This is a genomic window from Polaromonas hydrogenivorans, assembly GCF_040105105.1.
GTDB classification, from domain to species: domain Bacteria; phylum Pseudomonadota; class Gammaproteobacteria; order Burkholderiales; family Burkholderiaceae_C; genus Polaromonas; species Polaromonas hydrogenivorans.
This window is the reverse complement of the sequence record NZ_CP157675.1, coordinates 1,333,496-1,359,706: the sequence shown is the minus strand read 5'-3', so window position 1 is coordinate 1,359,706 and position 26,211 is coordinate 1,333,496. Positions and strand designations below refer to the sequence as shown.

Sequence of the window (26,211 nt, the reverse complement as noted above, 5' to 3'; positions counted from 1 at the left end):
TTGGTAAACAATCACGGGGGCGAAGAACTGGAAGGTCTGTCAGCGGAGGAATTCGGGTCATGGCTTGCAAGGCCTGAATACCTACAGCTTTAAAAATTAAAGCAATCCGCTTATTTTCGCTGTTTTTACGGCATTGCCAAATTAAGTTCAGCATGCGGGGTTGATTTGGCCTCTGGCGGCACGGCCTTGGCCGCCCCGAGGAACAGCCGCGCGGGCGGCAGCCCCTTGGAAACCAGGTAATCCTTGACGGTTATGGCGCGCTTCACCGCCAGTTCGTGCAGGGCTTCGGGGCTGGCCGGAATCCCGGCCAGCAGCAGTTTTTCCATCTCGCCGACCGGCTGGTCCTTGACGAGGCCGATCAGGTTGCGCGGCTTGGGCAGCTCGGACTGCTTGTAAACCGCCTTGAGCAGCGCCGGGTATTCGTCCGGACTGACGCTTGTCTCGGGCGATAGCGCCAGACCTTCCCGGGCCATCTGGCGGCGCTTTTCGGCGCGCACCCTCTCGGCCAGCTGCTCGCGCTGGAAACCATCGCGCTCGGCGTCCAGGCTGCTGGTGCCGGCCACCGTGAGCATCAGCGCGGGACGCTCGGCCAGCGCTTTCGCCACCTTGTCGAGCCCGGCCCGGGCATCGGGCGACAGCTGCGCGCTGCCGGCGGCAAAATCGACCCGGCCCAGCTCGTCGCCACCGCCGCCCAGCGCATGGGCCAGCAGGCTGAACGGCGCGGTGATGGCCTTGACGATGACGTTCAAAATCACCTTGACGATGACCGGCCCCAGGCTGAACTGCGGATCATTGAGCGAGCCGCTGATGGGCAAATCAAGGTCGATCACGCCGTTGCGGTCGGCCAGCAGGGCAACTGCCAGCTTGACCGGCAGACTGGCCGTCGAGCCCGCCACCTTGTCGCCGAAACTGAGCTGGTTGAGCACCAGCTTGTTGCGGGCGGTAAGGCGGCCGTCGGGCAGCACCACGTAGTTCACATCGACGCTCATCTTGCCGCGTTCGATGCCGTAGCCGGAATACTTGACGGCATAGGGCGACAGCGGCGGCAGTTCCAGGTCGCGCACCTTGCCGGTGATGTCCAGCGCCAGCGGCGTGACCAGCGGGTTGAGCTTGCCCAGGATTTCGAGCGACGCCGTGCCCTCGGCCTTGCCGCGCAGTTCCAGGTCGGCCATGGCGGGCGCTGCCGCCGGGCCAGCAGGCGTGCTTGCCGCCACGGACGAAAACGCGCTGAGCTTGCCGGTCAGCTCGCTCAGGTCGGCCGAGTAGTTGGGCTTGATGAAGCGGTCCGAAAACCGGACCTGGCCGTTGATCAGGCTGATCGGACCCACATTGACGATGGGCGGCGGGCTGGCTGGCGGCACCACCACGGCCACGGCTGGATTTTTCAGGTCTTTTATGCCTTTTGCGCTTTCCTGGCGGTCGTCAGCAGCTACTTTTTTCGTAGCATCCTGATTGGCGGCGGAAGCGGGCGCAGCCGGTTTCACCAAGTCCTGCAGGTTGATGCGGCCGTCGGGCATGACGATCACGCGGGCAAAAAAGTCGCTCAGCACGGTTTCCTTCACGTCCACCCGCGTTGCCTTGCCGGGCTCCAGCGCCACTTTCAGGCCGCGCACATTCAGCGCTTTCCAGGCCAGCAGGTCTTCGGCGGGCGCCAGCGTGTTGGCCCTGAACTGCTCCAGCGCCACGTCGCCGGCCACCTCGGCCTGCGGGCCGGCGGCGGTCTGGCGGTAGGACACCCGGCCCTTGAAGCTGGCGTCGGCGCGCAGCAGTTCGATATTGACCGCACCGGCAAAATAAGGCTCGAAGGCCTGCACCGGCAGCCGCTCGACGGCCAGCTGGCCCTTGGCCTGCAGCGGCGCCAGGGCCAGGCTGCCCTTGAAGTCCAGCTTGCCGGGCTGGGACCGGCCCGTGGCCAGTCGCAGCGAGGCCGACAGAGGCATGGGCTGGGCAGCCTGCGCCTTGCCGGCCGGGCTGTCCTCCAGCACCAGGCCGCCCAGCCGGGCCGTGGCCGCCGTGACTTCAAAAGCCACAGGCTTGGCGCCGGCCTTGTCGGAAAACGACACCGTGCCGCCGTCCAGCAGCACGTCGTTGATGGCGACCGCCCACGACGGCGCGCCGGTCCCGGTTTTTGCGGCGGCGGGCGGCGCGGCCTGGCCGTGGCTCACCAGCCAGCGTTCGTACATCCAGCGCTTGCCGGCATCGCGCTCCACCCTTGCCCGGGGCTGGCTGAGCTGCATGTGGGCGGCCTTGAAGGACTGGCCCGGCAGGTCAATCTCCACCTGCGCCAGTTCCGCGCGCTGAATCGACACCAGCGAAGTGGCGCCTTGCGCCAACTGCACATCGCTGACCGCGATGGCGGGCGCGGTGATGCGCAAGGCCTGCGGCTGGCCGGCCGTGGCGGCCTGCCACTTCACGCCGAGTTGGGCATCGAGCTGGCCATTGAGCGCCGGCAGCAAAAACTGGCCGACATATTTCGCGGCCATGTTGAGCGGCCAGGCGGCAACAGTGGCTGTGATATCGGCCGCCTGGTCGGTGGCCGATCCCTTGAAGGTGACCAGCGCCGCAGCAGGCGCCGTCACTGGCGCAGGCGATTTCGCCACGGCCTTGCCCGACGCAGGCACATTCAGGGCCGACGGGTCCAGCCCCAGCGAGCCGTTGAACTGCAGGGGTGCGCTGGCCGCAAACGGATAGGCAATCGCCGAGGCGTTCAGCACCAGATCCTTGAGCCGGATCTGGGCTGGCGATGGCAGGGTTTCATCGCGCCAGTTCAGCGTGCCGCCCCGCACGTCCACCCTGGCAACCTGCACTTTCCACGGAATAGCTGACGCCACAGCTTGATTTTTTATATCATTTTGGCCTTTTGCGCTTGCAGAACCTGCACTGATAGCTATGTTTTTTGTAGCGCCTTGCGCATCGGCCGGAAGCAGGTTCAACCGCCCTGCCCGGTCGCGCGTGATGGACAGCGTGGGCGCGGTCAGTTCGACCGCAGACAGCTTGACCACCTGCTCCAGCGGCCGCACATCGTCCAGCGTGAGGTGCAGGCGGTCAAACGCCAGCAGTTCAGCGCCGGCGCCCGGCGCGGCATCGGGTCCACTCGCCTGCAGCAGCCGCACCTTGTCGGCCGTGACGCTGCCGTAAATCCTGACGACCGGCGCCGCTGTCTGCTCGAACGCCACCTTGACATCGGCATGCAGCACGGCGCTTTGCAGCCTGAAAGGCAAGCTGGCGGGCCAGTACGCCAGGTAGGGCTGCAGGTCAAGGCCGCGCAGCGCGAAGGCGGCGTCGGTTTTATGGTTGCTGGCAAAGGGCGTGGCGACGGCAGCCGTGTCAAAACGGCTGCCATTGAGGGTAAAGGCCAGGTGCGGCGCGGTCTTGATCTCTCGCTGCGAAGGCAGGTTGCTTAAAAACGGAACCGCCAGGTGCAACTCGCGCAGGGCATGCGTCTTGTGAACGGATTGATCCACGAAGTCCAGCTGGCCGCCGCTCAGCACCAGGTTGTAAAGCGAGAAATGCGGCGCCTCGCCGGCAGGCTGCGCTTCAGGGTTTTTTAGCCGCGCCAGGATGTCGTCAATGTCATAGCGCCCCTGGCCGAGGTAGGTGAGCGAAGCCACCGGCTCCTCGACCACCAGGGCATCGGCCACGGGCGCCAGCCGCAGCAGGGACGCCAGCTCCGCATCTATATAGATACGCCTGACTTTCAGCTGCGGAGATGCCGGGGCGGCAGGCGGCTGGAGCGCGGCTGGCTGGGCCTTGGCGATGGCCAGGTCATTGATCGTCAATTCCAGCGACCAGGGCTTGAAATCCACCGCCCCCACGCTGACGCGGCGGCCCAGTTTTTCAGCGCCGATCTTCTCCAGTTGCGACTTCAGGATGAAGGGCACGGCGGCATAAGCCAGCGCCCAGAGCAGCAGCCAGGCGCCGACCGCCCAGAGCACGCGGCGATGCCACCGGGGCGAGCGAAGCACGGCGCCAGCACCAGCCAAAACGGTTTTTCCACGAAGCGGCCACTTGTTGTGATTCATTGCATTGCCAGACAGACCTAGGTGCCGAGTTTTTAATACCCGGCGCCAAAGGTCAATGCCTTGTTTTTGGAGGGTTTACGGTGACCGGAAATGAAAAACCCCGGTCAGCAGGACTGACCGGGGTTGATGGCGGGCATAAGGCCCATGCCATCGGGCTTCGCAAAAGGAGAGATGAATCGTCTCACAGTGCGTTGGAAGCAAGTGATTGCTTCCGTTTTTTACCGGGACTGGTTACCCGGTTGATGTCCGAAAACTCGGACAACTGCAGATTAAACCGGGTACCTCATACCGACAAGCCTAATTTTTCAATCACGATTCACAGGGCGATTGGTGTTTTCTTTACCTCCTTTTGGACTCTGTGCGGCACTGCAAATACCTCAGCAAAGCACGCATTCAGCACAAGCAGACCGTGAAGATCAAGCGCCATCCCCAAGCACTTTGATGATCCCTACTTCAAATGTTACTTAAAGCAAGCTTTGAAAAGAAACAACCACAACCGTGAAATTAGTCCTTTTTCAGTGAAAAAAAGAGGTTTTTAAACGAATTTTGATATATCAAATTGATTTCTTATTATTGACAGGTTATTAAAGCGCCCACTAGAATGCCCCAAGCCCCCCTCAAGAACAGGGGCTTACCCGAACTCGCTGCCCATCCAGGCAGCCTCATCGAGGGTCAACAACCAGCAGGCATCTGCCTGGTTTTATGGCGACCCAATCAAAGCCTGCGCAGCCTTACAAGGTTTGCATGCAAAGAAAGGAGTGCTAATGACAGCGCTAGTAAATAACCGTCTTGACTTCAACATCAAGGCACATCTGAAAAGTGTACGCAGCGGCCTGGCCACGGTCGCGGACGATATTGCCCGGGGATTTTTCGTTATCACCCACAGCAGCTTTGCCCTTCTGGGCCTGGCTGTCGTGTTTGCCGTGGTCACCTTGATGGCCCGGCCCGACCTGCGTGACGCGGGCGAAGTCAGGCTCATGGCGTGGCTGCAGGAGCGCCGCGCTCCAGTGGTTACCCCGGTTACCCTGGTTACCCCGCAAGTCGCCGTGCTCAAGGAGCCGGTTCCGGTTGAACCCGCTGCCGCCCCCAAGCCCAAGGCACTGTCCACCCAGCAGGCCGCGGTGGCCTCGTGGATCAGCAAGAAATATTCGGTGGCGCTCGAACCCGTGGGCGCCCTGGTCGCAGAAGCCTTTGAGATCGGCTACAAGGTCAAGCTCGACCCGACGCTGATCCTAGCCATCATGGCGATTGAATCGGGTTTCAATCCGTTTGCCCAGAGCCCGGTGGGCGCGCAAGGCCTGATGCAGGTGATGACGCAAGTCCATCACGACAAATACGCCAAGGTGGGCGGCAAGCTGGCGGCCTTTGACCCGATGGCGAACCTGCGCGTTGGCGTCAAGGTGCTGCAGGAATGCATCAGCCGCGCCGGCTCCGTCGAAGGCGGGCTGAAATACTATGTTGGCGCAGCCAACCTCGAAAGCGATGGCGGCTATGCCGGCAAGGTCATGGCCGAGCATGCCCGCCTGCTGGCCGTGGTCGGCGGCAAGCGCCCGCCCACATCGCGGCAGTATGCCTCTCCAGCACCTTCGCGCCCTATTCCGGTGTCATTGCCGGCCAACGCTTCGGCCAGGCAGGAGTCGAACGAGAAGCCAGCAGAAAAAGTGGCCTTGCTGGGTCAGTCCTGATCGGCTGAGCTTGCGGCCAGGCACCCTACGCTACACTAGCGCGGTGCGCGACTGGCGATAGGCTTCATGGTTTCACCGCCCTGAATGCCGACGTGGGACACCACGGGGAAGCGCACCGTTTGAGGTCATCTGGCCAAAAAGCGTTCAGCCGTTCGCCTGGGCAGCCCTTGCTTCCTTTGCTCTGCAATTGAGCCAAAGGACAAGGAACCAAAGTCTTGAAGGACTGCCATGTACCACCGCAATATTCTCATCGAACAGACCGACCCCGAAATCTTTGCCGCCATCCAGGCTGAAAACGCCCGCCAAGAGCACCACATCGAGCTGATCGCCAGCGAAAACTATGCCTCGCCCGCCGTCATGGCCGCGCAAGGCTCGCAACTCACCAACAAATACGCCGAAGGCTACCCCGGCCGCCGCTACTACGGCGGCTGCGAACATGTCGATGTGGCCGAGCAACTCGCCATCGACCGCGTCAAGCAGATCTTTGGTGCCGATGCAGCCAACGTCCAGCCGCATTGCGGCGCATCCGCCAACGAAGCCGTGTTCCTTGCCTTCCTCAAGCCCGGCGACACCATCATGGGCATGAGCCTGGCCGAAGGCGGCCACCTGACGCACGGCATGGCGCTCAACATGAGCGGCAAATGGTTCAACGTCGTTTCCTACGGTCTCAATGACAAGGAAGAGATCGACTACGAAGCGATGGAGCGCAAGGCGCACGAAACCAAACCCAAGCTGATCATTGCCGGCGCCAGCGCCTACTCGCTGGCGATTGATTTTGAACGCTTTGCCAAGGTGGCCAAGGACGTCGGCGCGATTTTCATGGTTGATATGGCGCATTACGCCGGCCTGATTGCCGCCGGCATTTACCCCAACCCGGTGCCGCACGCCGACATCGTGACCTCGACCACCCACAAGAGCCTGCGCGGCCCGCGCGGCGGCATCATCCTGATGAAGGCGCAGCACGAAAAAATCATCAACAGCGCCATCTTCCCCGGCCTGCAGGGCGGCCCGCTGATGCATGTGATTGCCGCTAAAGCCATCGCCTTCAAGGAAGCGCTGTCGCCAGAATTCAAGATTTACCAGCAGCAAGTCCTGAAGAATGCGCAGATCGTTGCTGAAACGCTGACCCAGCGCGGCCTGCGCATCGTCAGCGGCCGCACTGAAAGCCACGTCATGCTGGTCGATTTACGCGCCAAGGGCATCACCGGCAAGGAAGCCGAAGCCGTGCTGGGCAGCGCCCACATGACCATCAACAAAAATGCGATTCCAAACGACCCGGAAAAGCCGATGGTTACCAGCGGCGTGCGCATTGGCACCCCTGCCATGACCACGCGCGGCTTTGGCGACGAGGAAGCACGCATGACCGCCAACCTGGTGGCCGATGTGCTGGACAATCCGCGCGATGCCGCCAACATCGAGGCGGTTCGCGCCAAGGTTCACGCATTGACCAGCCGCTTCCCGGTTTACGGCTGAACGCCATGAAGGGCGCAGCAGCTATTTATTTGATAGCTGCTTGCGCCCATGCCTATTGCGCAAACGCCCTGAAACGCTTGAAAAATTGCCAGGAGGACTCATGAAATGTCCTTTTTGCGGTCACCTTGAAACCCAGGTCGTCGAAACCCGGATTTCCGAAGACGCCGAATTCATACGCCGCCGCCGCCAGTGCGGCGCGTGTGAAAAACGCTTCACCACCTACGAGCGGCCCGACGTCAGCTTTCCGTCCATCGTCAAGAAGGACGGCCGCCGCACCGACTACCAGCGCAGCAAGATCCTCGGCTCAATGAGGCTGGCCCTGCGCAAGCGCCCGGTCAGCACCGCGCAGATCGATGCGGCCGTCGAGCAGATTGAAGAAAAGCTGCTGAACCTCGGACTGCGCGAGGTGGCTTCGAGCCGCCTGGGCGAGCTGGTCATGCTGGAGCTGAAAAAGCTCGACAAGATCGCCTACATCCGCTTTGCCAGCGTGTACCGGAGCTTTGAGGATATTGACGAGTTCAAGACGCTGGTGGACGAGGTAGGGCGGTAACTTCCCCCATTTTCTATATATTTTTCACAAAATTTACCGTTTGTCTGCTTCCTGACATCACTCATCAGTTCGACTCGTTTTCTTTCTTTTTATTGCCTAGACTTAAGGTCTATGAAATTTAGCCGTAAAAGGAAAAGCCTCTTAAGCTTGCCTAAGCATTCAGGCTTCACTTTGGTCGAAGTGTTGGTGAGCCTGGCTATTTTGGGAATTTTGGCGGCACTTGCGGCACCCAGTTTTTCCGAGGCCATTCGACGCTACCAGGTCAATGCCATCCGCGATGACCTGATTGGATCAATTCAGTGGGCTCGATCAGAAGCCATCAGGCGCGGCTTTCCCATCATTCTGGTTCGTACGACAGGCTGTGGCGTGACCTTGCTGGACACCAACGATTGGGGTTGCGGCTGGCAGGCCGTTGTGGATACAAACTTGAATGGCGTCGATGACACCGGTGCACCCACCAATGAGCCTGTCATTCAAACAAGCACAGTCCCTGCCTCCTATGGAATTAACCACGCTGGTCCGGTAGGAGTACGGATAGTGATCAACAAATGGGGACAGGCGGCAGGAGGGAATAGCTTTGTTTTGACGCCTCCGGGAGGAGTTTCAGGCGCAGCCACAACAACTATCTGCATGAGTAGTGGCGGAAGAATACGATATTTACCCGATCAGGTTGCATGCCCTTGAACAATTCGCCAATTAAATCAGTCGCCCCCGCTAGGAAAGGCCAATACGGGTTGAGCCTGATTGAAGCACTGGTGGCTCTTGTGGTTCTGGCGCTGGGCGTCATGGGGTTGGCTGGCGTGCAGACGCGCCTGCTGGTTGAATCACGAACGGCCAATCACCGCGCCACGGCAATCGGCCTGATCGACGACCTCACCAACCGCATGCTTTTGAACCGCGATGCGGCCATTGCAAACAGTTATTCTCTGGCTTGGGGCGCAACTCCTGCGGTACAAAACTGCACCACCAACGTATGCACCGGCGCGCAATTGGCGCAGTCCGACCTTAACCTGTGGCGCACAGCCTTGAATGTGCTGCCGTCAGGCAATGCCCGCGTTTTTCAGTCGCCCAATGATGCGCGCCAAATTGGCATTGCCATTGCCTGGTCCGCCAATGAAAGCAGCGCCGCTGATGGTGACAGCGTCAAGTACAACGCACCTTTCGCCGTAACGGCTGCGGCCAATGGGATCGATTGCCCTGCCAATGCCATTTGCCATCTTGTCTATGTGCAACCTTAAACACCCAACCCTCTCGCCTCGCCAAGCACCGTCATTCATTCTCCGACGCTATCAGCAGGGGTTTTCGCTGCTGGAACTGATGGTGGGCTTGACTATCGGCTTGTTGGTTGTCATCGCCGCCGTAGGCAGCTTGGTCTATACCCAAATCAGCTCAACCGTTGTCAGCGACGGTGCGCATTTGCAACAAAAGACAGACATCGTGTTTCGCAACATCGGTTTTCACATCTCCCAGGCCGGCGCAATTGAACTGCAAGGCACCGCCGATCCTGCCAGAATGATTTTCAGCGCGGCATTCACAGGCTTCGACCCGGCAGTAACTGGCGCGACCGCAGGTCAGATCTTCGCCATTCACGGCCTGGACGGCGCCAGCAATGCGCCGGACACGTTGCGCGTGAGCTACGAAGACGACGGCGTCGTGCTGGACTGCCTTGGTATCAGAACCACTACAGTGGCGCGAGTAGACAATCAGTTCTATGTATTAAATGGCAACTTGATGTGCCAAGGTGCCTCGGCTGCCCCACCGCAACCCATTGCCGATGGCGTGGAAGACTTTCAGGTCACCTATGGAGTGCAAACGCTTAACGGAGCAGGTGCGCCCCAGTACCAGTTTTACCGTGCCGACCAGATTGTTGACTGGACCAACATCCAGGCCGTTGCAATTTGCCTGCAACTGGTTGGTGACAACAAAGGCAATCCACAGCCCGGTCTGGTTACCAGAGGTTGCCGTAACCAGACCATTACCAACGACGGTCTGCTTCGTCGCGTTTTCCAGCGCACCTTCAGCCTGCGTAATGCCTTGCTATGAGGCAACCTATGCGTAACTTGTCCATCTCCCGCCGCCAGCGCGGCATTTCGTTGATCACCGTTCTGGTGTTACTGCTGTTGAGTCTGATCTCTGTACTCGGTGCTTTCCGGGTTGCCAATTTAAACGAAGCCATGCTCGGCAATACCAGCGACTACAACCGAGCCCATGCTGCGGCAGAGGCGTTAATTCGGGACGCTGAAATGGATATTCGGGGCCGCAGGCCGCCCTACACAACGGTTCAGACGGACGGTACCCGCGGCTTCCCTTGCCGGCCCAACCCGCCAACCAGCACGACCAGCATGGTTACTGAAGCAGGCTATGCGGGTTGCCGGAACCAGGCAGTGGCCAATACCCCCTGGTTCCCACGGAACAGCGAAGACTTCGACACGGTGAGCGACATCGTTACAGCAAATTCAGCCACTTTGCGTTGTATGCAGGGAATCTGTGTGCCATTAAGCATAGCGACTCTGAACAACATTGAAAATGATTTGGTCAATATGGCGCCGCTAGGTGCCACCTATGGCCAGTACACACGCAATGCACTGACGGCCCCAGGTGTGGCTGGCAATCCAATCCTTTCCAACAATACTGCGCAGGCTTGGTATTGGGTAGAAGCCTTTCGCTATAGCGAAGTCATAAACAGCGGCGCGCATAGCGCCAGCAATCTCATTCCTGAACCCGCCTCCAGTATTGTCTATCGCATTACGGCCGTTGCCCGAGGCATGAAGTTGGGAACCCGGGTAGTGATCAAGTCGATCTTTGTCCCCTATCCCTTGAGTCAAGGTCAATGACCCCTGCAAACCTGATCGGTAAAAACAACATGACTACTCAGCTTTCAAGCCCAGGCCTTCAACAGCGAGCCAGAGCTTGCATGCGCGATGATTCTCGCGCAGCCCTGGCCCTGGCATGGCCGAACCAGTTCCGGATAACAGCCGTGGGCCTGGCTTGCATTCTTCTGGCTGCCTCGGCGTCTAGTAGTGCCGCACCACTGACACTATCGCAGTACCCCGCAGGTAACGGGGGGCGTCAGCCTGCACCCAACATCATCGTTTCAGTGGATGACTCAGGCAGCATGGGAACGACGGGCATAGCAGCCTTGAAATCTGCGCTGAACAACGCATTTGCCACCACGGCAGTGCCAGACGACAGAATCCGCCTGGCTTTTCAGGCTATGTGGCGTTGCCGGGGGTTTTCGAGCGCGCCCTACAAAAACTACGGTGCAGCCTGCCCAGACAACCGCATGTCTTCATTTGGCGGAACGCATAGAGCCAACTTCAACACTTGGGTAAACAGCTTGCAAGCCGATAGCAACACGCCCTCGCACATGATGATCAAGAATGCGGGCGAATACATGAAAACCACGGGTCTCTGGAATCCTTATGCCAAGATCCCTGGAGTACAGGAAACACCGTTACTGAGTTGCCGCAAGTCCTTTCTCATCTTCATGACAGACGGTGAATGGAATTCCGAGAGCAGTTATGGCAACGACCCCGGAACTGCCGGGAATGCCGACGGGACTAACCGCACCCTGCCCGATGGTGTCTTGTACGATGTGGATGCCGCCAATACCCAGACGCGTATTTACCGTGACGCCTATGGAGTGGGTGCGGTCAACACCGTTTCAGACTTTGTGTTTGACTATTGGGCCACAGACCTCCAACCCTCCATTCCCAATGAAGTACAAGCTACGCTCCGGCAACCCGGAACGGTGAACTTCGGCACATCGGCAGCGCCTTATCTGCTTGAACAATACTGGAATCCAAAAAACGATCCTGCCAACTGGCAGCATTTGGTCACCTATACCATTGGTTTTAGTGGCGGTGCGTCATTGCCCACTAGTGGTGCTACCAGTCATCCCTGGTGGGGCGGTGCTAGCGGCACAACCTGGTCTGGGGGAGATTATGCAAAGCTTGTACAGGGAATAACATTTGGAACTCCGGCAACTAGCGGCTGGGGTAATCCCATACCGGACACCGCCACAACAGCCAGAAGACAGGAACTCTGGCATATGGCCATTAATGGCAGGGGTCGATTTACACCTGCTACTGATTCAGCAGCGTTAAGTTCTGCATTTTCAGAAATCATTAATCAGATTTTGCTCGACACCTCACAGCCGCTTGTATCGATTGCAGCAAACTCTAGTTCTCTGCGTTCCGGCTTACATGCCTACATAGCCGGTTACGACGCCGAAAAATGGTCAGGTTCATTGGTAGCGCGCCCTATCGACAGCACAACCAGCGCCATCAGTGCCACTGAAACATGGAACGCGGCCGCGTTGCTTGATGCCACCGGTTTTTCAGTGAGTAACCGTTTGGTGCTGTCCTACGGCGACAGCGGCAGCGGCAACACCGGCCTTTCCTGGACAACCTGGAGCAGCCTGCCCAGTTTGCAAAAGGTGCCCCTCAACACCAACAGCAGTGGAACCGTGGACACGCAAGGACAAAACCGGGTGAACTATATCCGCGGGGACCGCAGCATGGAAGCCACGCAGACCAATGGCGTGTTTCGTGACCGGAACTCACGCCTGGGTGATATCGTTAATTCCAATATTTGGTATACCGGTAAACCTGCCAGCGCCTATACCGTGAATAACTACGCCACCTTCAGATCAGCAACAGCAACTGGCGGCAAGGGTGGACGCACGCCGATGGTGTACCTTGGGGCCAATGACGGCATGCTGCATGGTTTCGCGGCTTCCAACTGGCCCAACGATGCATCGCCTACGCATGTCGGCGGCAAGGAACTGCTGGCTTATATTCCCCAGGGAATAGCGCAAGGTGATCTGCGAAAGCTTACAGACCCCTCGTACAGCCATCAGTATTTTGTAGATGGCTCGCCATTCACGGGTGATGCCTTTATTGGCAGTACGCCAGCGTGGACAACGGTACTGGTTGGCAGCTTGGGGGCGGGTGGAAAGGGCTATTTCGTGCTTGACGTCACAGATCCGGCTCAATTCACTGCGGCCAATGCGGCCAGCCTGGTCATGACTGACACCACGGCAACTTCAGATGCAGACATTGGGAACATCACATCCCCGCCCGTCGTTGATGATGTCATTGCCGGAAAATCACGCCAGATAGTCAAGATGAACGGAGGCCGCTGGGCAGTGGTCATGGGCAACGGATATAACAGTACCAACGAAGCACCGGTTTTACTCATACAGTATTTAGATGGCGACAAGTCAATCAAAAAGCTTTCTCCCTGCAGCCTGCCTACTTCTGCAGCCTGCAGCTTTAAAGGCGGCAACGGCTTGTCCAGCCCACAGCTGATTGACCTGAACAGCGACGGCATGGTGGATGTTGCCTACGCTGGGGATTTAAAAGGAAACGTCTGGAAGTTCAACCTGACCAGTGCAACCGACTCAAACTGGAGCGTGGCATTCTCAGGGCAGCCATTCTTTGTTGCAAAGCCGAGCGCGACAGTGACGCAACCGATCACCACGGCCCCCTACTGGATGCAGCACCCACAAGGGGGCATCATGCTTGCCGTAGGTACAGGCCAAAACCTGACGTTGGCGGACCAGACAACCACAGGCACAGACAGCATGTATGCACTCTATGACAACAGCACGTTTTCTAGCGTAGCTGGTGGCCCCTTGACCCTCACCGACAGCACGACAATTAATACCGTCAGCAGTACGAGCCTGCCAAGCACCCTGGTGCAGCAAACGATCACGGGCACGATAACGGATGCGGGAACGACTTACTACACCTCTTCCAGCAATACGGTGAACTATGGCGGAAGTACTCCTGCTCGGGGCTGGTATCTCAATTGGTCAAATGCCGGTCAACGAGTTCTGCATAACAGCAAAGCATTTACAGGTCAAAAAATACTGGTCCAGAGTACGGTTCCAAAATCAGGAGGCACTACCAGTACAGCCGAAACCTGTACACCTGTGGGCACCGACGAGAGAAGCTTTTTGAGCATACTGAACATGTTTACCGGAAAACCTTCTGTGTTACCAGCATTTACACTGACAAGTACGACAACATCAAATGTGAATATAACCACCCTAGAGAGTAATGCCGGTTCAGGCTCAGATAACTGGCTCATCCGAACCGATGATAAAGTCAAAATATTGAAAGTTTGTCCCGCTGGACAGAGTTGCGATCCCCGAGATCTCAATCCAGACAAATACATTGGCTTAAGAGCCAACTGGCGTGAAATTCAGTGATGTCAGCGTGTCACTACTCTTCATACTTCACGATGAAAAAAATCTCTACTTTCCGGTTGCGGTCTGCAGGGTTTACGTTGATCGAATTGATGATCACTGTTGCGATCATTGGAATCCTGGCGGCTGTGGCGCTTCCAAGCTACAACGAATACATCCAACGCAGTCACCGCGCCAATGCCCGGAACACTTTGATTCAGGCCGGACAGTGGATGGAGCGTGCAGCGACTTCCACGGGCTCCTACCCGACAGGCACGAACATACCGAGCGGTATTCTGACGGTGGAAGGCGGGCGATACACCGTGGCGGCAACTGTTTCAACAGCCAGTACCTACACATTCACTGCCACAAGAGCCACAGGTACGGGTCAGGCAAGTGATATTTGTGGTGACTTTAGGATTGACCAGGCCAACCGGCGCACGATTCTTAACAACAGTGCTGGCACCACCCCTGCAGATTGCTGGGGACGATAGGCACTGTGCCGATACGACGCAATCCCCATCCCTTGTCCTAGGTAAAAATGCTTAGCATGATTGAACGTGCCCTGCTGAAGGCGCATTCTGTTTTATATACCACATCTCCCAACCCCCGCGTCGGCTGCATCCTTACCACCCCCGACGGAATGTTGCTGGGTCAGGGCCATACCCAGCGCGCAGGCGCCCCCCATGCTGAAATCATGGCCCTGCGCGACGCAGCCGCTCAAGGTCATTCAGTCAAAGGCGCCACCGCCTACGTCACTCTCGAACCCTGCTCCCACCATGGCCGCACCGGCCCTTGCTGCGATGCACTCATCGCGGCGGGCATCAAAAGAGTCGTGGCTTCCATCGCCGACCCCAATCCCCTGGTTGCCGGCCAAGGCTTCGAGCGCTTGCGCGCAGCCGGCATTGAAGTCGAAGTCGGCACCGGCGCAGCCGAATCCCGCGAACTCAATATCGGTTTTTTCAGCCGCATGATCCGTAAGACCCCTTGGGTGCGCATGAAAATGGCGGCGTCGCTGGATGGCACGACGGCGCTCGCCAATGGCCAGAGCCAGTGGATCACCTCGGCCGAAGCCCGCGCCGACGGCCATGCTTGGCGCGCGCGCGCCTGCGCCGTGCTAACGGGCATCGGCACCGTGCTGCAAGACAATCCGCGCCTGGATGTGCGGCTGGTCAGCACGCCGCGACAACCGCACCTGGTCGTCGTGGACAGCCGGCTGGAGACACCGCTCGATGCTCATCTTTTCATGGCTGGCCGAACCCTCTACATCTACGCCGCAGTCCAAAATGAAGCAAAAAAGGAAGCCCTGGAAGCACAAGGGGCGACCGTTATTTATCTGCCCGATGCCAACGGCAAAGTAGATTTGGCCGCCATGATTCAAGACTTGGGCCGCCGCGAAATCAACGAGTTGCATGTCGAAGCCGGCAGCAAGCTCAATGGCTCGCTGATCCGCGCCGGACTGGTCGATGAATTTCTGCTTTACCTGGCACCCAAGCTGCTCGGGCCAGGCCTGGGCATGGCGTCGTTCGGGCCATTGCAGGCACTTTCTGACGCGGTTGAATTGCAGTTTCAATCCACCGACAGGGTCGGCGCCGACTTGCGGATAGTTGCCCGCGTCGCTGGACGGGACCGGTTCTAGGCCTCTTCGCGTCAGCGTGGTCCACAGCGATCTGACCGCCTTTTCACGCCTTTAACCGCCCTCCTGCGCGTTCTGCCTCATTTCCCTGCGAAAATAGCCAGATGTTTACCGGAATCATCACCGGCATGGGGCGCATCATCGCCATCCATAGCCAAGGCAGCTCTTCACATCATGGCAAGCGACTCACTGTCGAAACACCTGCGGGTTATCTCGATGACGTGGAGCTAGGCGACAGCATTGCGCTCAACGGCGCCTGCATGACCGCCACGTCGCTGGACCCTGCCAGCAACCGCTTCACCATCGATATCTCCGCCGAATCGCTGGACAAAACCTGCGGCCTGGACCAGCCTGGCATCATCAACCTCGAAAAAGCACTGCGCGCCCATGACCGCCTCGGCGGTCATATCGTCTCCGGCCATGTCGATGGCATCGGCAGCGTCACGCATTTCGACGAGGTGGGTGAAAGCTGGGAACTTCGCATCCTTGCGCCGCAAGCGCTGGGCAAATACCTAGCCTACAAAGGCTCCATCACGGTCAACGGCGTGAGCCTGACGGTGAACCGGGTCGTTGACCTGGCGGGTGATGCCAGCCAGGCGCCGGGCTGCGAGATCAGCATTAACCTCATTCCCCACACCGTTCAGAACACGGCGCTTGGCCAACTGGCTCAAGGCTCCCAGGTGAACCTGGAAATCGACCTGATTGCACGCTATGTCGAGCGCATGCTTCAAGACTCTCCCATCAAACAACCCACTGCCCAATGACCCCTCTGATTTCCCCTGTTGAAGACATCGTGGCCGACATGCGCGCCGGCCGCATGGTCATTCTGGTTGACGAAGAAGACCGCGAAAACGAAGGCGACCTGGTGCTGGCCGCCGACCATGTGACGCCCGAAGCCATCAACTTCATGGCGCGCTTTGGCCGTGGCCTGATCTGCCTGACGCTGACGCGCGAGCGCTGCGAGCTGCTCAAGCTCCCGCCCATGGCGGCGCGCAACGGCGCGCAGTATTCCACCGCTTTCACGGTGTCGATTGAAGCGGCCGAGGGCGTGACCACCGGCATTTCGGCCGCTGACCGCTCGCGCACGGTGCAGGCCGCCGTGGCCAAAAATGCCAAGGTCAGCGACCTGGTGCAGCCCGGCCACATCTTTCCGCTGCAGGCGGTTGACGGCGGCGTCTTGATACGCGCCGGCCATACCGAAGCGGGCTGCGACCTGGCAGCAATGGCCGGCTGCTCGCCGGCAGCGGTGATTTGCGAAATCATGAACGACGACGGCACCATGGCCCGTTTGCCGGACTTGCAGGTGTTTGCGGCCGAGCATGGCCTGAAAATCGGCACCATTGCCGACCTGATCGAACACCGCAGCCGCAACGAGTCGCTGCTCGAAAAGATGGGCAGCCGCACCCTTCAGACCGCTTTTGGCGAATTCACCGCCCACGCCTTCAAGGACAAAATCAGCCACGAACTGCATCTGGCGCTGGTCAAGGGCGAGTGGACCGCAGACGACACCGTGGCCGTGCGTGTGCACGAGCCGCTGTCGGTGCTGGACCTGCTGGAAACCGGCCGCACCATGCATTCATGGAGCCTGGACGAAAGCCTCAAGCATATGCAAACCGAAGGCCGGGGCGTGGTGGTGCTGCTGAACTGCGGCGAAAGCGCGGCGCAACTGCTGGCGCAGTTTGAAGGCACGGCCAGAGCCGCCCAGGCGCCCGAGCGCGGCCGCATGGACTTGCGCACCTACGGCGTGGGCGCGCAGATTCTGCGTGAATGCGGCGTACAAAAAATGCACCTCATGGGCAACCCGCGCCGCATGCCCAGCATGACCGGCTATGGCCTGGAGATCGTCGGCTACATCGGCAAGAACTGAACCATTCACCAAAGGAATCTCATCGTGTTTGATGCAGACAAAGGCTGGTCCGACCAGCTCGACGGCAAGAAACTATCCATCGGCATCGTGCAGGCGCGCTTCAACGAAGGCATCACCAACGCCTTGGCCGAAGCCTGCCTGCGGGAACTCGCGACCCTGGGCGTGGATGCAAAAAACATCACGCATCTCAAGGTGCCTGGCGCCCTCGAAGTACCGTGCGCGCTGCAGGCCCTGGCGGAAAGCGAAAACTTCGATGCGCTGATTGCCCTGGGCTGCATCATTCGCGGCGAAACCTACCATTTCGAACTGGTCGCGAACGAAAGCGGCTCGGCCGTGACGCGCCTGGCGCTGGACTACCAGTTGCCGATTGCCAACGCGATTCTGACGGTCGAAAACCTGGCGCAAGCCCAGGCGCGCCAGGAAGAAAAAGGCCGCGACGCGGCGCGCGTTGCCGTCGAGATGGCAAACCTGCTTTACACGCTTGCCTGAACATTCCATTCAAACAAAATTCAAACGGAGCTTCATGGCTGAACCCTTCATCAAAACCAAACGTCCCCCGCAAATCCGCACCGGCCTGACCGATACCGGCGTGAAAAAGGCAGCCGACAAATCGGCCCGCACCCGCGCGCGCGAGTTTGCATTGCAGGCCCTGTACCAGCATCTGGTCGGGCAGAACGAAGCCGACTCGATCGACGCCTTTACCCGCGACCTGGTGGGTTTCCACAAGGCGGATTCGGCCCATTACGATGCCTTGCTGCACGGCTGCATCGAATCGGAAAAAGCACTCGATGAAAATATCACTCCCTTGCTTGACCGAAAAATGGCCGAGATTTCCCCGGTGGAACACGCCATCTTGTGGATTGGCGCCTACGAATTCACGAATTGCCTGGACGTGCCCTACCGCGTCGTGATCAACGAATGCATTGAACTGGCCAAGGCGTTTGGCGGCACCGACGGCCACAAATACGTCAACGGCGTTTTGCACAAGATGGCGCCTTCGCTGCGCGCGGCGGAAGTAGCGGCGGACCAGTCGCGCCAGGCTTGATACACCTTGGCTGCCTGAAAGCGTTGCCGTGAAAATCTCCCAGCGGGCCCAGCGGATTGAACCGTTTTACGTCATGGAGGTCGCCAAGGCCGCCAGCGCGCTGGCGCAGCAGGTAGCCGATACCGACTCGCCGATGATCTTTCTGAACATCGGCGAGCCTGACTTCACCGCGCCACCGCTGGTGCAGCAAGCGGCCAGCCGCGCGATTGCGCAAGGCAACACGCAGTACACCCCGGCCTTGGGCCTGCCGGCCTTGCGCGAACGCATCAGCGGCTGGTATGCCGCGCGGTTTGGCGCCGATGTTGCGCCCGGCCGCATCGTCATCACGGCGGGCGCATCGGCCGCGCTGCAGCTGGCCTGCCTGGCCCTGATCGAGGCTGGCGACGAAATCCTGATGCCCGACCCGAGCTATCCGTGCAACCGGCATTTTGTCAGCGCGGCTGAAGGCACGTCGGTGCTGATTCCGACCACCGCCGAAGAACGCTTCCAGCTCACCCGCGAGAAAGTGGCTGCCGCCTGGAACGACAAGACGCGCGGCGTGCTGCTGGCGTCGCCGTCCAACCCGACCGGCACCTCGATTGCACCAGAAGAGCTGCAAAGCATTCACGAATTCGTCCACAGCCGGGGCGGCATCACGCTGATTGACGAGATTTACCTCGGCCTGAGCTACGAAGAGCACTTCGGGCATTCGGCGCTGGCCCTGCCTGGCGAACTCGGCCAGAGCGTCATCAGCATCAACAGCTTCAGCAAATACTTCAGCATGACCGGCTGGCGCCTCGGATGGCTGGTCGTTCCCGAAGCGCTGACACCGGTCATCGAGCGAATCGCGCAAAACCTGTTCATCTGCGCCAGCACCGTGGCCCAGCATGCCGCGCTGGCCTGCTTCGAGCCTGAAAGCCTGCTGGAGTACGAACGCCGGCGCGCGGAGTTCAAGGCGCGCCGCGACTACTTCATTCCCGAACTCAACCGCCTGGGCTTGAACGTGCCGGTCATGCCCGACGGCGCGTTCTACGCCTATGCCGACTGCACAAACGCTGCCGCGCGGCTGGGCGTCAGCGGCAGTTGGGACTTTGCCTTTGAGTTGATGAAACGCGCCCATCTGGCCGTCACGCCGGGGCGGGATTTCGGGCATGCCGCGCCGGAGCGGTTTGTCCGTTTCTCCACCGCCAGTTCGATGACACAGCTGCACGAAGCCGTGGCACGGCTGGAGTCGGTGCTTGGCTGATCAAGTGGCCGAACCCTTCTCCACATTCCAGTGGCCAGTGCGTGTTTACTGGGAAGACACCGACGCCGGCGGCATCGTGTTCTACGCCAACTACCTCAAGTTTTTTGAACGCTCGCGCACCGAATGGCTCAGATCATTGGGCATTGGACAGCAGCAATTGAAGGACAGCACCGGATGCATGTTTGTAGTGACTGAAACGGCGATCCGCTACCACCGCCCTGCCCGCCTGGACGATCAGCTGATCGTGACCGCCAGCATGATAGAAACCGGCCGTGCGTCCATGATAGTCAAGCACAAGGCGCTATTGAAAACAGAGCAACCTGGCGAGCATCCGGCGACCTTGCTCTGCGAAGGCACGATACGCATCGGCTGGGTTCACGGCGCCAGCCTGCAGCCCAGGCGCATACCCGCTTCCATTCTGGACAGCCTGAAAACCTGATAAAAAAGCCTCAACATGAACCAAGACCTCTCCATTGTCAGTCTCCTTCTCCATGCCAGCTGGGTGGTCCAGGCCGTGGTCGCGCTCTTGATCGGCATTTCGATTGCCAGCTGGGCCGCGATTTTCCGGAAAATCGTTGCGCTCAAGCGTGCCCAGCAGCTCAACGACGAGTTTGACCGTGGCTTCTGGTCGGGCACCAGCCTGAACGATTTGTTTGCGGGCGCGGCGCAAAATGCCAAGACCTCGGGTTCCATGGAACGCATTTTTGCCAGCGGCATGCGCGAATACCAGAAGCTGCGCGAGCGCCACATCAGCGACGCCGGCACCCTGCTGGACGGTGCGCGCCGCGCCATGCGGGCCAGCTACCAGCGCGAAATGGATGCGATTGAAGCGAATTTGTCGTTCCTGGCCACCGTCGGTTCGGTGTCGCCCTACGTCGGCCTGTTCGGCACGGTCTGGGGCATCATGCATGCCTTTACCGGACTGGCGGCGATGGAGCAAGTCACCCTGGCCACCGTGGCGCCCGGCATTGCAGAGGCGCTGGTGGCCACGGCGATTGCCCTGTTCGCGGCGATTCCGGCCGTGGTGGCCTACAACCGCTTTGCGCACGACATCGACCGCATCGCCAATCGCCTGGAAACCTTCATTGAAGAGTTCTCCAATATCCTGCAGCGCAACCTGGGCGCGCACTCGCCCTCGCCCTCGGGTCACTGAGCCGTCCAAGGAGCCACCATGCCAGCAGTCAGTTCTCGCGGCCGGGGCCGCCGCACCATCAGTGAAATCAACATGGTGCCATTCATCGACGTCATGCTGGTGCTGCTCATCATTTTCATGGTGACGGCGCCGCTGATCACGCCGAGCATGATTGCCCTGCCGAAGATAGGCCGGGCAGACAAGCAGGCCAACAAACCGATCTTCATTGAGATACAAAAAGACGAACGTATTCAGATCAGGCTCAAGACGGAGGCTTTGCCGAGCACGATTGAGCACTTGGCCAAGGACATCGTGGAGCGCGAACCAGCCGTGAAGGGAGACAAGGCAGACGCCGTGCCGGTCGTCATCAGCGCCGACAAGTCCATCAAGTACGAAACCGTGGTGCGGGTGATGGACACGCTGCAAAAAGCCGGTGTGTCGCGCGTCGGCCTGTCTGTGCAGACCAGCAAGTAATCGGCGATTCAACCGGAATACCACCAGAACGCCATGGACAGCCCCGCAGACCGCCTTGAATTTGCCCCGCCGCGCGACAAGGGTTCGCCGCGCGCTTTCGGGCTGGCCCTGCTGGTCCATGTTTTGCTGATCGCTGCGCTGACCTGGGGCGTGCACTGGAAGCGTACCGACGAAGCGGCATCGTTTGAAGCCGAGCTGTGGTCGGGCGTGCCGCAACCGGCGGCACCCCAGCGGGTTGAAACGCCACCTCCCGCTCCCGCGCCTGAGCCCGCGCCAGTTCCCGAGCCGACGCCTCCAGAGCCCGTTGCGCCGCCCATTCCAGCACCGCAGCCCCGACCTGTCCCTGCACCACTGCCGGTTGCCAAAGCGCCTGTCATCAAGGAAACGCCGCCGTTGCCCGATGTGGACATTGCCCTGGAAAAAGAGAAAAAGCGCAAGCTGCTTCAGCAACAAAAGCAGGCCGAAGTCCTGAAAGCGGAAAAGCTGCAGGAAAAACGCGAAGCCGAGCTACAGGCCAGACAAGCCAAAGAGCAGGAAAGAAAAAAAGAGAAAGAACAGCAAGCCAGGCAAGAGCTGGCGGAGCGCAAAGCCGAAGAGCAGGCCCGCAAAACCGAGGCGAAAAAGCAGGAAGCCCGGCAGCTGGCGAACGAGAAGGAAAGAGAAAAGGAAAAGGAAAAACGCACCGCCGCAGCCAATGCCGCCGCTGCAGCCGAGAAGCAAAAGCAGGCCGCCGCTGCATCCGCCGCCGCTGAAAAGCAGAAACAGGCCGCTGCCGAGAAGCAAAAAGCGGCGGCTGCCGCGACAGCTGCAGCGAATGCTGAAAATCAGAAAGAGGCTGCCGCAGCCGCAGCGGCCGCAAAACAAAAGGCGGCAGCCGCAGCAGCTTCCGAAAAGCAGCGCCAGGCGGCCATCCAGCAGCGCATCATGGCAATGGCCGGCGCGGGAGGTTCCGAAGGCGCGGCAGGCTCAGGCGCTGCGAAATCCAGCGGCCCTTCTGCCGGTTACGCTGGCAAGGTCAAGGCCAAGGTTCTGCCCAATGTGGTCTTCAACGACGATGTAGAAGGTAACCCCAAGGCCGAAGTTGAAGTCAGAACCACCGCCGACGGCACCATCATGAGCCAGCGCCTGATCAAGTCCAGCGGCAACAAGGCCTGGGACGATGCGGTCATCAAGGCCATCGTGCGCACCGGCTCGCTGCCGCGCGATGTCGATGGCCGGGTGCCGACGCCGATGATCATCGAATTCCGGCCGAATTAAAGCCAGAACGGCTTTACTATCAAATAGATAGCTGCTTGCGCCCACCCGTATTGCGCAAAAAGACTATTTCATTCATAAATGATGCGCGCCAGCCCCCTGTCGGCCTGCGCCATCCAGCTGGCCAGCGCCGCATCGGTCGGGAAAAACCGGGCAGCGTCGCCCAGATGCAGCTCAGCCGTTGCGGTTGCGCGGCGCAAACTCAGGCGCACGGGCAAGCCACGCACGGGCTCCGACGGGTCCGCCGCCTCGCTTGAACGCGGCGGAAAGTCCCTGACCAGCTTTGAAATATCTGGCGCCGTTCCGTTGACGGCCACGCGCAGGTACTTGCCGAACCGGCAGCGCGCCGACTCCAGATCCCACACCTGCGTGATCTTGAAGCGCCGGCCAAAGCGCTCGGATGCGCCCTGCAGCGTGCCTTGGACAACCACCAGCTCGTCTTCCTTGAGCAGGTTGCGATTGGCGTTGAAGGTCGCCTCGTCCACCGACACTTCCAGCACGTCGGTCTTGTCGTCCAGCTTGAAGATGATCAGCTTACCGCGGTTGCCGTTGATGATGCGCAGGTCGGTCACGATGCCGGCGAGCAGTTGAGAATCCCGGGACTCGCTCATGTCTTCAATGCTTCGCTTGGCGAACTGCCGCACTTCCTGCTCCACCTCGTCGAACAGGTGGCCCGACAGGTAAAAGCCGATGGCGGTTTTCTCCAGCACCAGCCGCGCCTTGACGCCGAACATCGGCGCCTCGACCAGTTCCGGCTCCTGCGTGCTGGCCGCGTGCGAGTCGGACATGTCGAACAGCCCGCCCTGGTTGGCGTTGGCTTGCGTGGCGGCGGCAAAATCGAAGGCGCGCTCGCTGGATGCCAGCAATTCGGCGCGGTTCAGGTGCAGGCTGTCGAAGGCGCCGCCCTTGATCAGCGCTTCGACCGTGCGCTTGTTCATCTTGCTGCGGTCCACGCGCACGCAAAAGTCAAACAGCGAGGTGAACGGGCCGCCTTCCTTGCGCGCGGCGACGATGGCGGCAATCGCCTGCTGGCCGGTACCCTTGATGGCGCCCAGGCCGTAGCGCACCGATTTGGCGCTGATCGGCTCGAAGCGGTAGTCGCCCTGGTTGATGTCGGGCACCTCGAAGCTCAGCCCCATCTTTTGCGCGTCGCCGAACAGGATTTTCAGCTTGTCGGTGTCGTCCATTTCGACGGTCATGTTGGCCGCGAAGAACTCGGCCGGGTAATGCACCTTGAGCCAGGCGGTGTGGTAGGCCAGCAGCGCATAGGCGGCCGAGTGCGACTTGTTGAAGCCGTAGCCCGCGAACTTCTCCATCAGGTCAAACACCTCGTCGGCTTTTTCCTGCGCCAGGCCGTTGATGCCGGCGCCCTTGCGGAAGATTTCCCGGTGCTGGGCCATCTCCTTTTCGTCCTTCTTGCCCATCGCGCGGCGCAGCATGTCGGCGCCGCCCAGCGAGTAGCCGCCCAGGATCTGCGCGGTCTGCATCACCTGCTCCTGGTAGACCATGATGCCGTAGGTTTCCTCCAGCATCGGCTTGACGCGCGGGTCCGGGTATTCGGGCACTTCCTTACCCTGCTTGCGGGCAATGTAGGTCGGAATCAGGTCCATCGGGCCGGGACGGTAGAGCGCGTTCATCGCGATCAGGTCTTCGAGCCGGTCGGGCCGGGCGTCCTTGAGCATGCGCTGCATGCCGATACTTTCAAACTGGAACACGGCCTCGGTATTGCCATCGGCAAACAGCCGGTACACCCGCGCGTCGTCGAGCGGCAGGTCTTCGAACTTGAAGTCTTTTTGCGCCGGGTAGCGGGCGATGATGAACTCGCGCGCGATTTCCAGGATGGTCAGCGTCGCCAGCCCCAAAAAGTCGAACTTGACCAGGCCAATCGCCTCCACGTCGTTCTTGTCGAACTGGCTGACCGCCGACGTGCTGCCGGGCTGCAAATACAGCGGGCAAAAATCGGTCAGCTTGCCCGGCGCGATCAGGACGCCGCCGGCATGCATGCCGACATTGCGCGTCAGGCCTTCGAGCTTGCGGGCCAGATCGAGCAGCGTGTGAACATCTTCCTCCTTGCTCTCGCGGTCGGCCAGCACCGGCTCGGCCTCCAGCGCATAGACCATCTTGTCGTTTTTCTTGCGGTCGGCCGGAACCAGTTGCAGCGTCACCGCCTGGCCGGGCTTGTTCGGGATCAGCTTGGAAATGCCGTCGCAAAAGCCATAGGGGAAATCGAGTACCCGGCCGACGTCGCGAATCGCCGCGCGCGCGGCCATGGTGCCGAAGGTGACGATCTGGCTGACCGCCGCATGGCCGTACTTGTCCTTCACATAGTCGATCACCCGGTCGCGGTTGCTCTGGCAAAAGTCGATGTCGAAGTCGGGCATCGAGACGCGCTCGGGATTCAAAAAGCGCTCGAACAGCAGGTTGTAGCGCAACGGGTCGAGGTCGGTGATCTTCAGCGCATAGGCGACCAGCGAGCCGGCGCCGGAACCGCGTCCCGGCCCGACCGGGCAGCCGTTGTTCTTGGCCCACTGGATGAAGTCGCCAACGATCAGGAAATAGCCGGGGAAACCCATCTTCAGGATGGTGTTGATCTCGAATTCGAGCCGGGCCACGTACTCGGGCCGCTTGGCGTCGCGCAGCGCCGGGTTCGGGTACAGGTGCAGCAGCCGCTCTTCCAGCCCCTCGAACGAGGTGTGGCGAAAGTAGTCTTCAGGCAGCATGCGAGAGCCATTGACTTCGGGCGTCGGGAATTCGGGAAGCATGGGTTTGCCCAGTTCCAGCGTCAGGCTGCAGCGCTTGGCGATTTCGACCGTGTTGGCCAGCGCCGACGGCACATCGGCAAACAGCGCCTTCATCTGGTCAGCCGACTTGAAATACTGCTCGCGGGTGAACTTGCGCACCCGGCGCGCATTGCCCAGGATTTCGCCTTCCGAAATACAGACGCGCGCTTCATGCGCTTCGTAGTCGTCATAGGTCAGGAACTGGACCGGATGCGTAGCCACCACCGGCAGCTTCAGCCGCGCCGCCAGCTGCACGGCGGCGATGACATGGCGTTCATCCTCGGGATGCCCTGAGCGCTGCAGTTCCAGGTAAAAGCGCTGCGCAAACATGCTTGAGAGATGCAGGGCGCATTCCATGGCCCGTGCGCTGTCGCCCTGCACCAAGGCCTGGCCCACGGCGCCGCGCTGCGCGCCCGACAGGGCAATCAGGCCTTCATTCAACTCCTGCAGCCATTGCAGCTTGACGACCGCCTGGTCGCGCACCACGTTTTTGGTCCAGGCGCGGGTGATCAACTCGCACAGGTTGAGGTAGCCGCGGTTGTCCTGCACCAGCAACAAGAGGCGGGAGGCCGGCGCACCGGCTTCCTTGCCGGGCGCTTCGAGCCAGATGTCGGCGCCGATCAAGGGTTTGACGCCGACCTTGCGCCCTTCCTTGTAGAACTTGACCGTGCCAAACAGGTTGCTCAGGTCGGTAATGGCCAGCGCGGGTTGCTGGTCGGCGGCAGCGGCGGCAACAATTTCATCAATGCGGTTGGTACCGTCAACGACTGAAAACTCGGTGTGGATTCTTAGATGGACAAACATGCGCTTCATTTTAGGTCTGGGGCCTGCCTGCCCCGGCGCGCAAGCGCCACCCTTTCAGGCGCGTCGCCCTT

The 26,211-nt window shown here is 60.1% G+C and carries 21 protein-coding genes and 1 riboswitch; of the genes, 19 read left to right on the top strand and 2 right to left on the bottom strand.

Features of this window, described 5'->3' with window-relative positions:
- Positions 1-125: 125 nt before the first annotated feature.
- Entirely contained in the window at positions 126-4,022 is a 3,897-nt protein-coding gene (locus tag ABLV49_RS06380) for a DUF748 domain-containing protein (RefSeq protein WP_349280799.1), read from the bottom strand.
- Positions 4,023-4,786: 764 nt separating this feature from the next.
- On the opposite strand from ABLV49_RS06380, the gene ABLV49_RS06375 reads away from it, so the two are divergent.
- The 19 genes from ABLV49_RS06375 to tolA all read left to right on the top strand — a co-directional run bounded on the left by ABLV49_RS06375 (position 4,787) and on the right by tolA (position 22,559).
- Positions 4,787-5,707 carry a lytic transglycosylase domain-containing protein gene (locus ABLV49_RS06375; RefSeq protein WP_349280798.1) on the top strand — a complete coding sequence of 307 codons (921 nt, stop codon included), beginning with the start codon at positions 4,787-4,789 and terminating at the stop codon, positions 5,705-5,707.
- A gap of 37 nt (positions 5,708-5,744) precedes the next feature.
- A riboswitch (ZMP/ZTP riboswitch) is annotated at positions 5,745-5,876 on the top strand.
- Positions 5,877-5,935: 59 nt separating this feature from the next.
- On the top strand, positions 5,936-7,180 hold the full coding sequence (glyA, locus tag ABLV49_RS06370; protein ID WP_349280797.1) for a serine hydroxymethyltransferase: 1,245 nt from the start codon (positions 5,936-5,938) through the stop codon (positions 7,178-7,180).
- 100 nt (positions 7,181-7,280) lie between these two features.
- Entirely contained in the window at positions 7,281-7,730 is a 450-nt protein-coding gene (nrdR, locus tag ABLV49_RS06365; RefSeq protein WP_349280796.1) for a transcriptional regulator NrdR, read from the top strand.
- Positions 7,731-7,841: 111 nt separating this feature from the next.
- Positions 7,842-8,414: a GspH/FimT family pseudopilin gene (locus ABLV49_RS06360; RefSeq protein WP_349280795.1), complete on the top strand. Its 573-nt coding sequence runs from the start codon at positions 7,842-7,844 to the stop codon at positions 8,412-8,414.
- A 50-nt stretch (positions 8,415-8,464) separates the two neighbouring features.
- Positions 8,465-8,968: a type IV pilus modification protein PilV gene (gene pilV / locus ABLV49_RS06355; RefSeq protein ID WP_349280794.1), complete on the top strand. Its 504-nt coding sequence runs from the start codon at positions 8,465-8,467 to the stop codon at positions 8,966-8,968.
- A complete protein-coding gene (locus ABLV49_RS06350) occupies positions 8,934-9,773 on the top strand; it encodes a PilW family protein (protein ID WP_349280793.1) in 840 nt (279 codons plus the stop codon). Before pilV ends, ABLV49_RS06350 begins: the two co-directional genes overlap by 35 nt.
- An 8-nt stretch (positions 9,774-9,781) precedes the next feature.
- Positions 9,782-10,564, top strand: coding sequence for a pilus assembly PilX family protein (locus ABLV49_RS06345; protein ID WP_349280792.1), 783 nt, complete (start codon positions 9,782-9,784; stop codon positions 10,562-10,564).
- Positions 10,565-10,869: 305 nt separating this feature from the next.
- The gene (locus ABLV49_RS06340) at positions 10,870-13,947 is read left to right on the top strand and encodes a pilus assembly protein (RefSeq protein ID WP_349280791.1); all 3,078 of its coding nucleotides are present in this window, start codon (positions 10,870-10,872) and stop codon (positions 13,945-13,947) included.
- 32 nt (positions 13,948-13,979) lie between these two features.
- Positions 13,980-14,417, top strand: coding sequence for a type IV pilin protein (locus ABLV49_RS06335; RefSeq protein ID WP_349280790.1), 438 nt, complete (start codon positions 13,980-13,982; stop codon positions 14,415-14,417).
- A gap of 56 nt (positions 14,418-14,473) precedes the next feature.
- Positions 14,474-15,562 carry a bifunctional diaminohydroxyphosphoribosylaminopyrimidine deaminase/5-amino-6-(5-phosphoribosylamino)uracil reductase RibD gene (gene ribD, locus ABLV49_RS06330; RefSeq protein ID WP_349280789.1) on the top strand — a complete coding sequence of 363 codons (1,089 nt, stop codon included), beginning with the start codon at positions 14,474-14,476 and terminating at the stop codon, positions 15,560-15,562.
- Between the two features lie 101 nt (positions 15,563-15,663).
- On the top strand, positions 15,664-16,323 hold the full coding sequence (locus ABLV49_RS06325; protein ID WP_349280788.1) for a riboflavin synthase: 660 nt from the start codon (positions 15,664-15,666) through the stop codon (positions 16,321-16,323).
- Positions 16,320-17,426, top strand: a complete 1,107-nt coding sequence (ribBA, locus tag ABLV49_RS06320; protein ID WP_349280787.1) for a bifunctional 3,4-dihydroxy-2-butanone-4-phosphate synthase/GTP cyclohydrolase II — start codon at positions 16,320-16,322, stop codon at positions 17,424-17,426. Before ABLV49_RS06325 ends, ribBA begins: the two co-directional genes overlap by 4 nt.
- A 24-nt stretch (positions 17,427-17,450) precedes the next feature.
- Entirely contained in the window at positions 17,451-17,915 is a 465-nt protein-coding gene (gene ribH / locus ABLV49_RS06315; RefSeq protein ID WP_349280786.1) for a 6,7-dimethyl-8-ribityllumazine synthase, read from the top strand.
- Positions 17,916-17,949: 34 nt separating this feature from the next.
- Positions 17,950-18,471: a transcription antitermination factor NusB gene (nusB, locus tag ABLV49_RS06310; RefSeq protein WP_349280785.1), complete on the top strand. Its 522-nt coding sequence runs from the start codon at positions 17,950-17,952 to the stop codon at positions 18,469-18,471.
- 28 nt (positions 18,472-18,499) lie between these two features.
- Complete coding sequence (locus tag ABLV49_RS06305; protein ID WP_349280784.1) at positions 18,500-19,696, top strand: pyridoxal phosphate-dependent aminotransferase; 1,197 nt, start codon at positions 18,500-18,502, stop codon at positions 19,694-19,696.
- A complete protein-coding gene (locus ABLV49_RS06300) occupies positions 19,689-20,135 on the top strand; it encodes a tol-pal system-associated acyl-CoA thioesterase (RefSeq protein WP_349280783.1) in 447 nt (148 codons plus the stop codon). The genes ABLV49_RS06305 and ABLV49_RS06300 overlap by 8 nt, the downstream gene beginning before the upstream one ends.
- A 15-nt stretch (positions 20,136-20,150) precedes the next feature.
- Positions 20,151-20,849: a protein TolQ gene (gene tolQ, locus ABLV49_RS06295; RefSeq protein ID WP_349280782.1), complete on the top strand. Its 699-nt coding sequence runs from the start codon at positions 20,151-20,153 to the stop codon at positions 20,847-20,849.
- 18 nt (positions 20,850-20,867) lie between these two features.
- Positions 20,868-21,302 carry a biopolymer transporter ExbD gene (locus tag ABLV49_RS06290; RefSeq protein WP_349280781.1) on the top strand — a complete coding sequence of 145 codons (435 nt, stop codon included), beginning with the start codon at positions 20,868-20,870 and terminating at the stop codon, positions 21,300-21,302.
- Positions 21,303-21,335: 33 nt separating this feature from the next.
- The gene (gene tolA / locus ABLV49_RS06285; protein WP_349280780.1) at positions 21,336-22,559 is read left to right on the top strand and encodes a cell envelope integrity protein TolA; all 1,224 of its coding nucleotides are present in this window, start codon (positions 21,336-21,338) and stop codon (positions 22,557-22,559) included.
- 68 nt (positions 22,560-22,627) lie between these two features.
- On the opposite strand, the gene dnaE is transcribed toward tolA, so the two are convergent.
- A complete protein-coding gene (gene dnaE / locus ABLV49_RS06280) occupies positions 22,628-26,140 on the bottom strand; it encodes a DNA polymerase III subunit alpha (protein WP_349280779.1) in 3,513 nt (1,170 codons plus the stop codon).
- Positions 26,141-26,211 lie beyond the last annotated feature (71 nt).

Excerpts from the sequence above, each read along its gene's own strand:
- ABLV49_RS06345 (WP_349280792.1), top strand. The coding sequence starts at position 9,782 with ATGCGTAACTTGTCCATCTCCCGCCGCCAGCGCGGCATTTCGTTGATC.
- ABLV49_RS06375 (WP_349280798.1), top strand. The coding sequence starts at position 4,787 with ATGACAGCGCTAGTAAATAACCGTCTTGACTTCAACATCAAGGCACAT.
- tolA (WP_349280780.1), top strand. The coding sequence starts at position 21,336 with ATGGACAGCCCCGCAGACCGCCTTGAATTTGCCCCGCCGCGCGACAAG.
- dnaE (WP_349280779.1), bottom strand. The coding sequence starts at position 26,140 with ATGTTTGTCCATCTAAGAATCCACACCGAGTTTTCAGTCGTTGACGGT.
- ribBA (WP_349280787.1), top strand. The coding sequence starts at position 16,320 with ATGACCCCTCTGATTTCCCCTGTTGAAGACATCGTGGCCGACATGCGC.
- ribD (WP_349280789.1), top strand. The coding sequence starts at position 14,474 with ATGATTGAACGTGCCCTGCTGAAGGCGCATTCTGTTTTATATACCACA.
- tolQ (WP_349280782.1), top strand. The coding sequence starts at position 20,151 with ATGAACCAAGACCTCTCCATTGTCAGTCTCCTTCTCCATGCCAGCTGG.
- ABLV49_RS06290 (WP_349280781.1), top strand. The coding sequence starts at position 20,868 with ATGCCAGCAGTCAGTTCTCGCGGCCGGGGCCGCCGCACCATCAGTGAA.
- ABLV49_RS06335 (WP_349280790.1), top strand. The coding sequence starts at position 13,980 with ATGAAAAAAATCTCTACTTTCCGGTTGCGGTCTGCAGGGTTTACGTTG.
- ABLV49_RS06350 (WP_349280793.1), top strand. The coding sequence starts at position 8,934 with ATGCCATTTGCCATCTTGTCTATGTGCAACCTTAAACACCCAACCCTC.
- ABLV49_RS06325 (WP_349280788.1), top strand. The coding sequence starts at position 15,664 with ATGTTTACCGGAATCATCACCGGCATGGGGCGCATCATCGCCATCCAT.
- glyA (WP_349280797.1), top strand. The coding sequence starts at position 5,936 with ATGTACCACCGCAATATTCTCATCGAACAGACCGACCCCGAAATCTTT.
- nrdR (WP_349280796.1), top strand. The coding sequence starts at position 7,281 with ATGAAATGTCCTTTTTGCGGTCACCTTGAAACCCAGGTCGTCGAAACC.
- ABLV49_RS06360 (WP_349280795.1), top strand. The coding sequence starts at position 7,842 with ATGAAATTTAGCCGTAAAAGGAAAAGCCTCTTAAGCTTGCCTAAGCAT.
- nusB (WP_349280785.1), top strand. The coding sequence starts at position 17,950 with ATGGCTGAACCCTTCATCAAAACCAAACGTCCCCCGCAAATCCGCACC.
- ABLV49_RS06380 (WP_349280799.1), bottom strand. The coding sequence starts at position 4,022 with ATGAATCACAACAAGTGGCCGCTTCGTGGAAAAACCGTTTTGGCTGGT.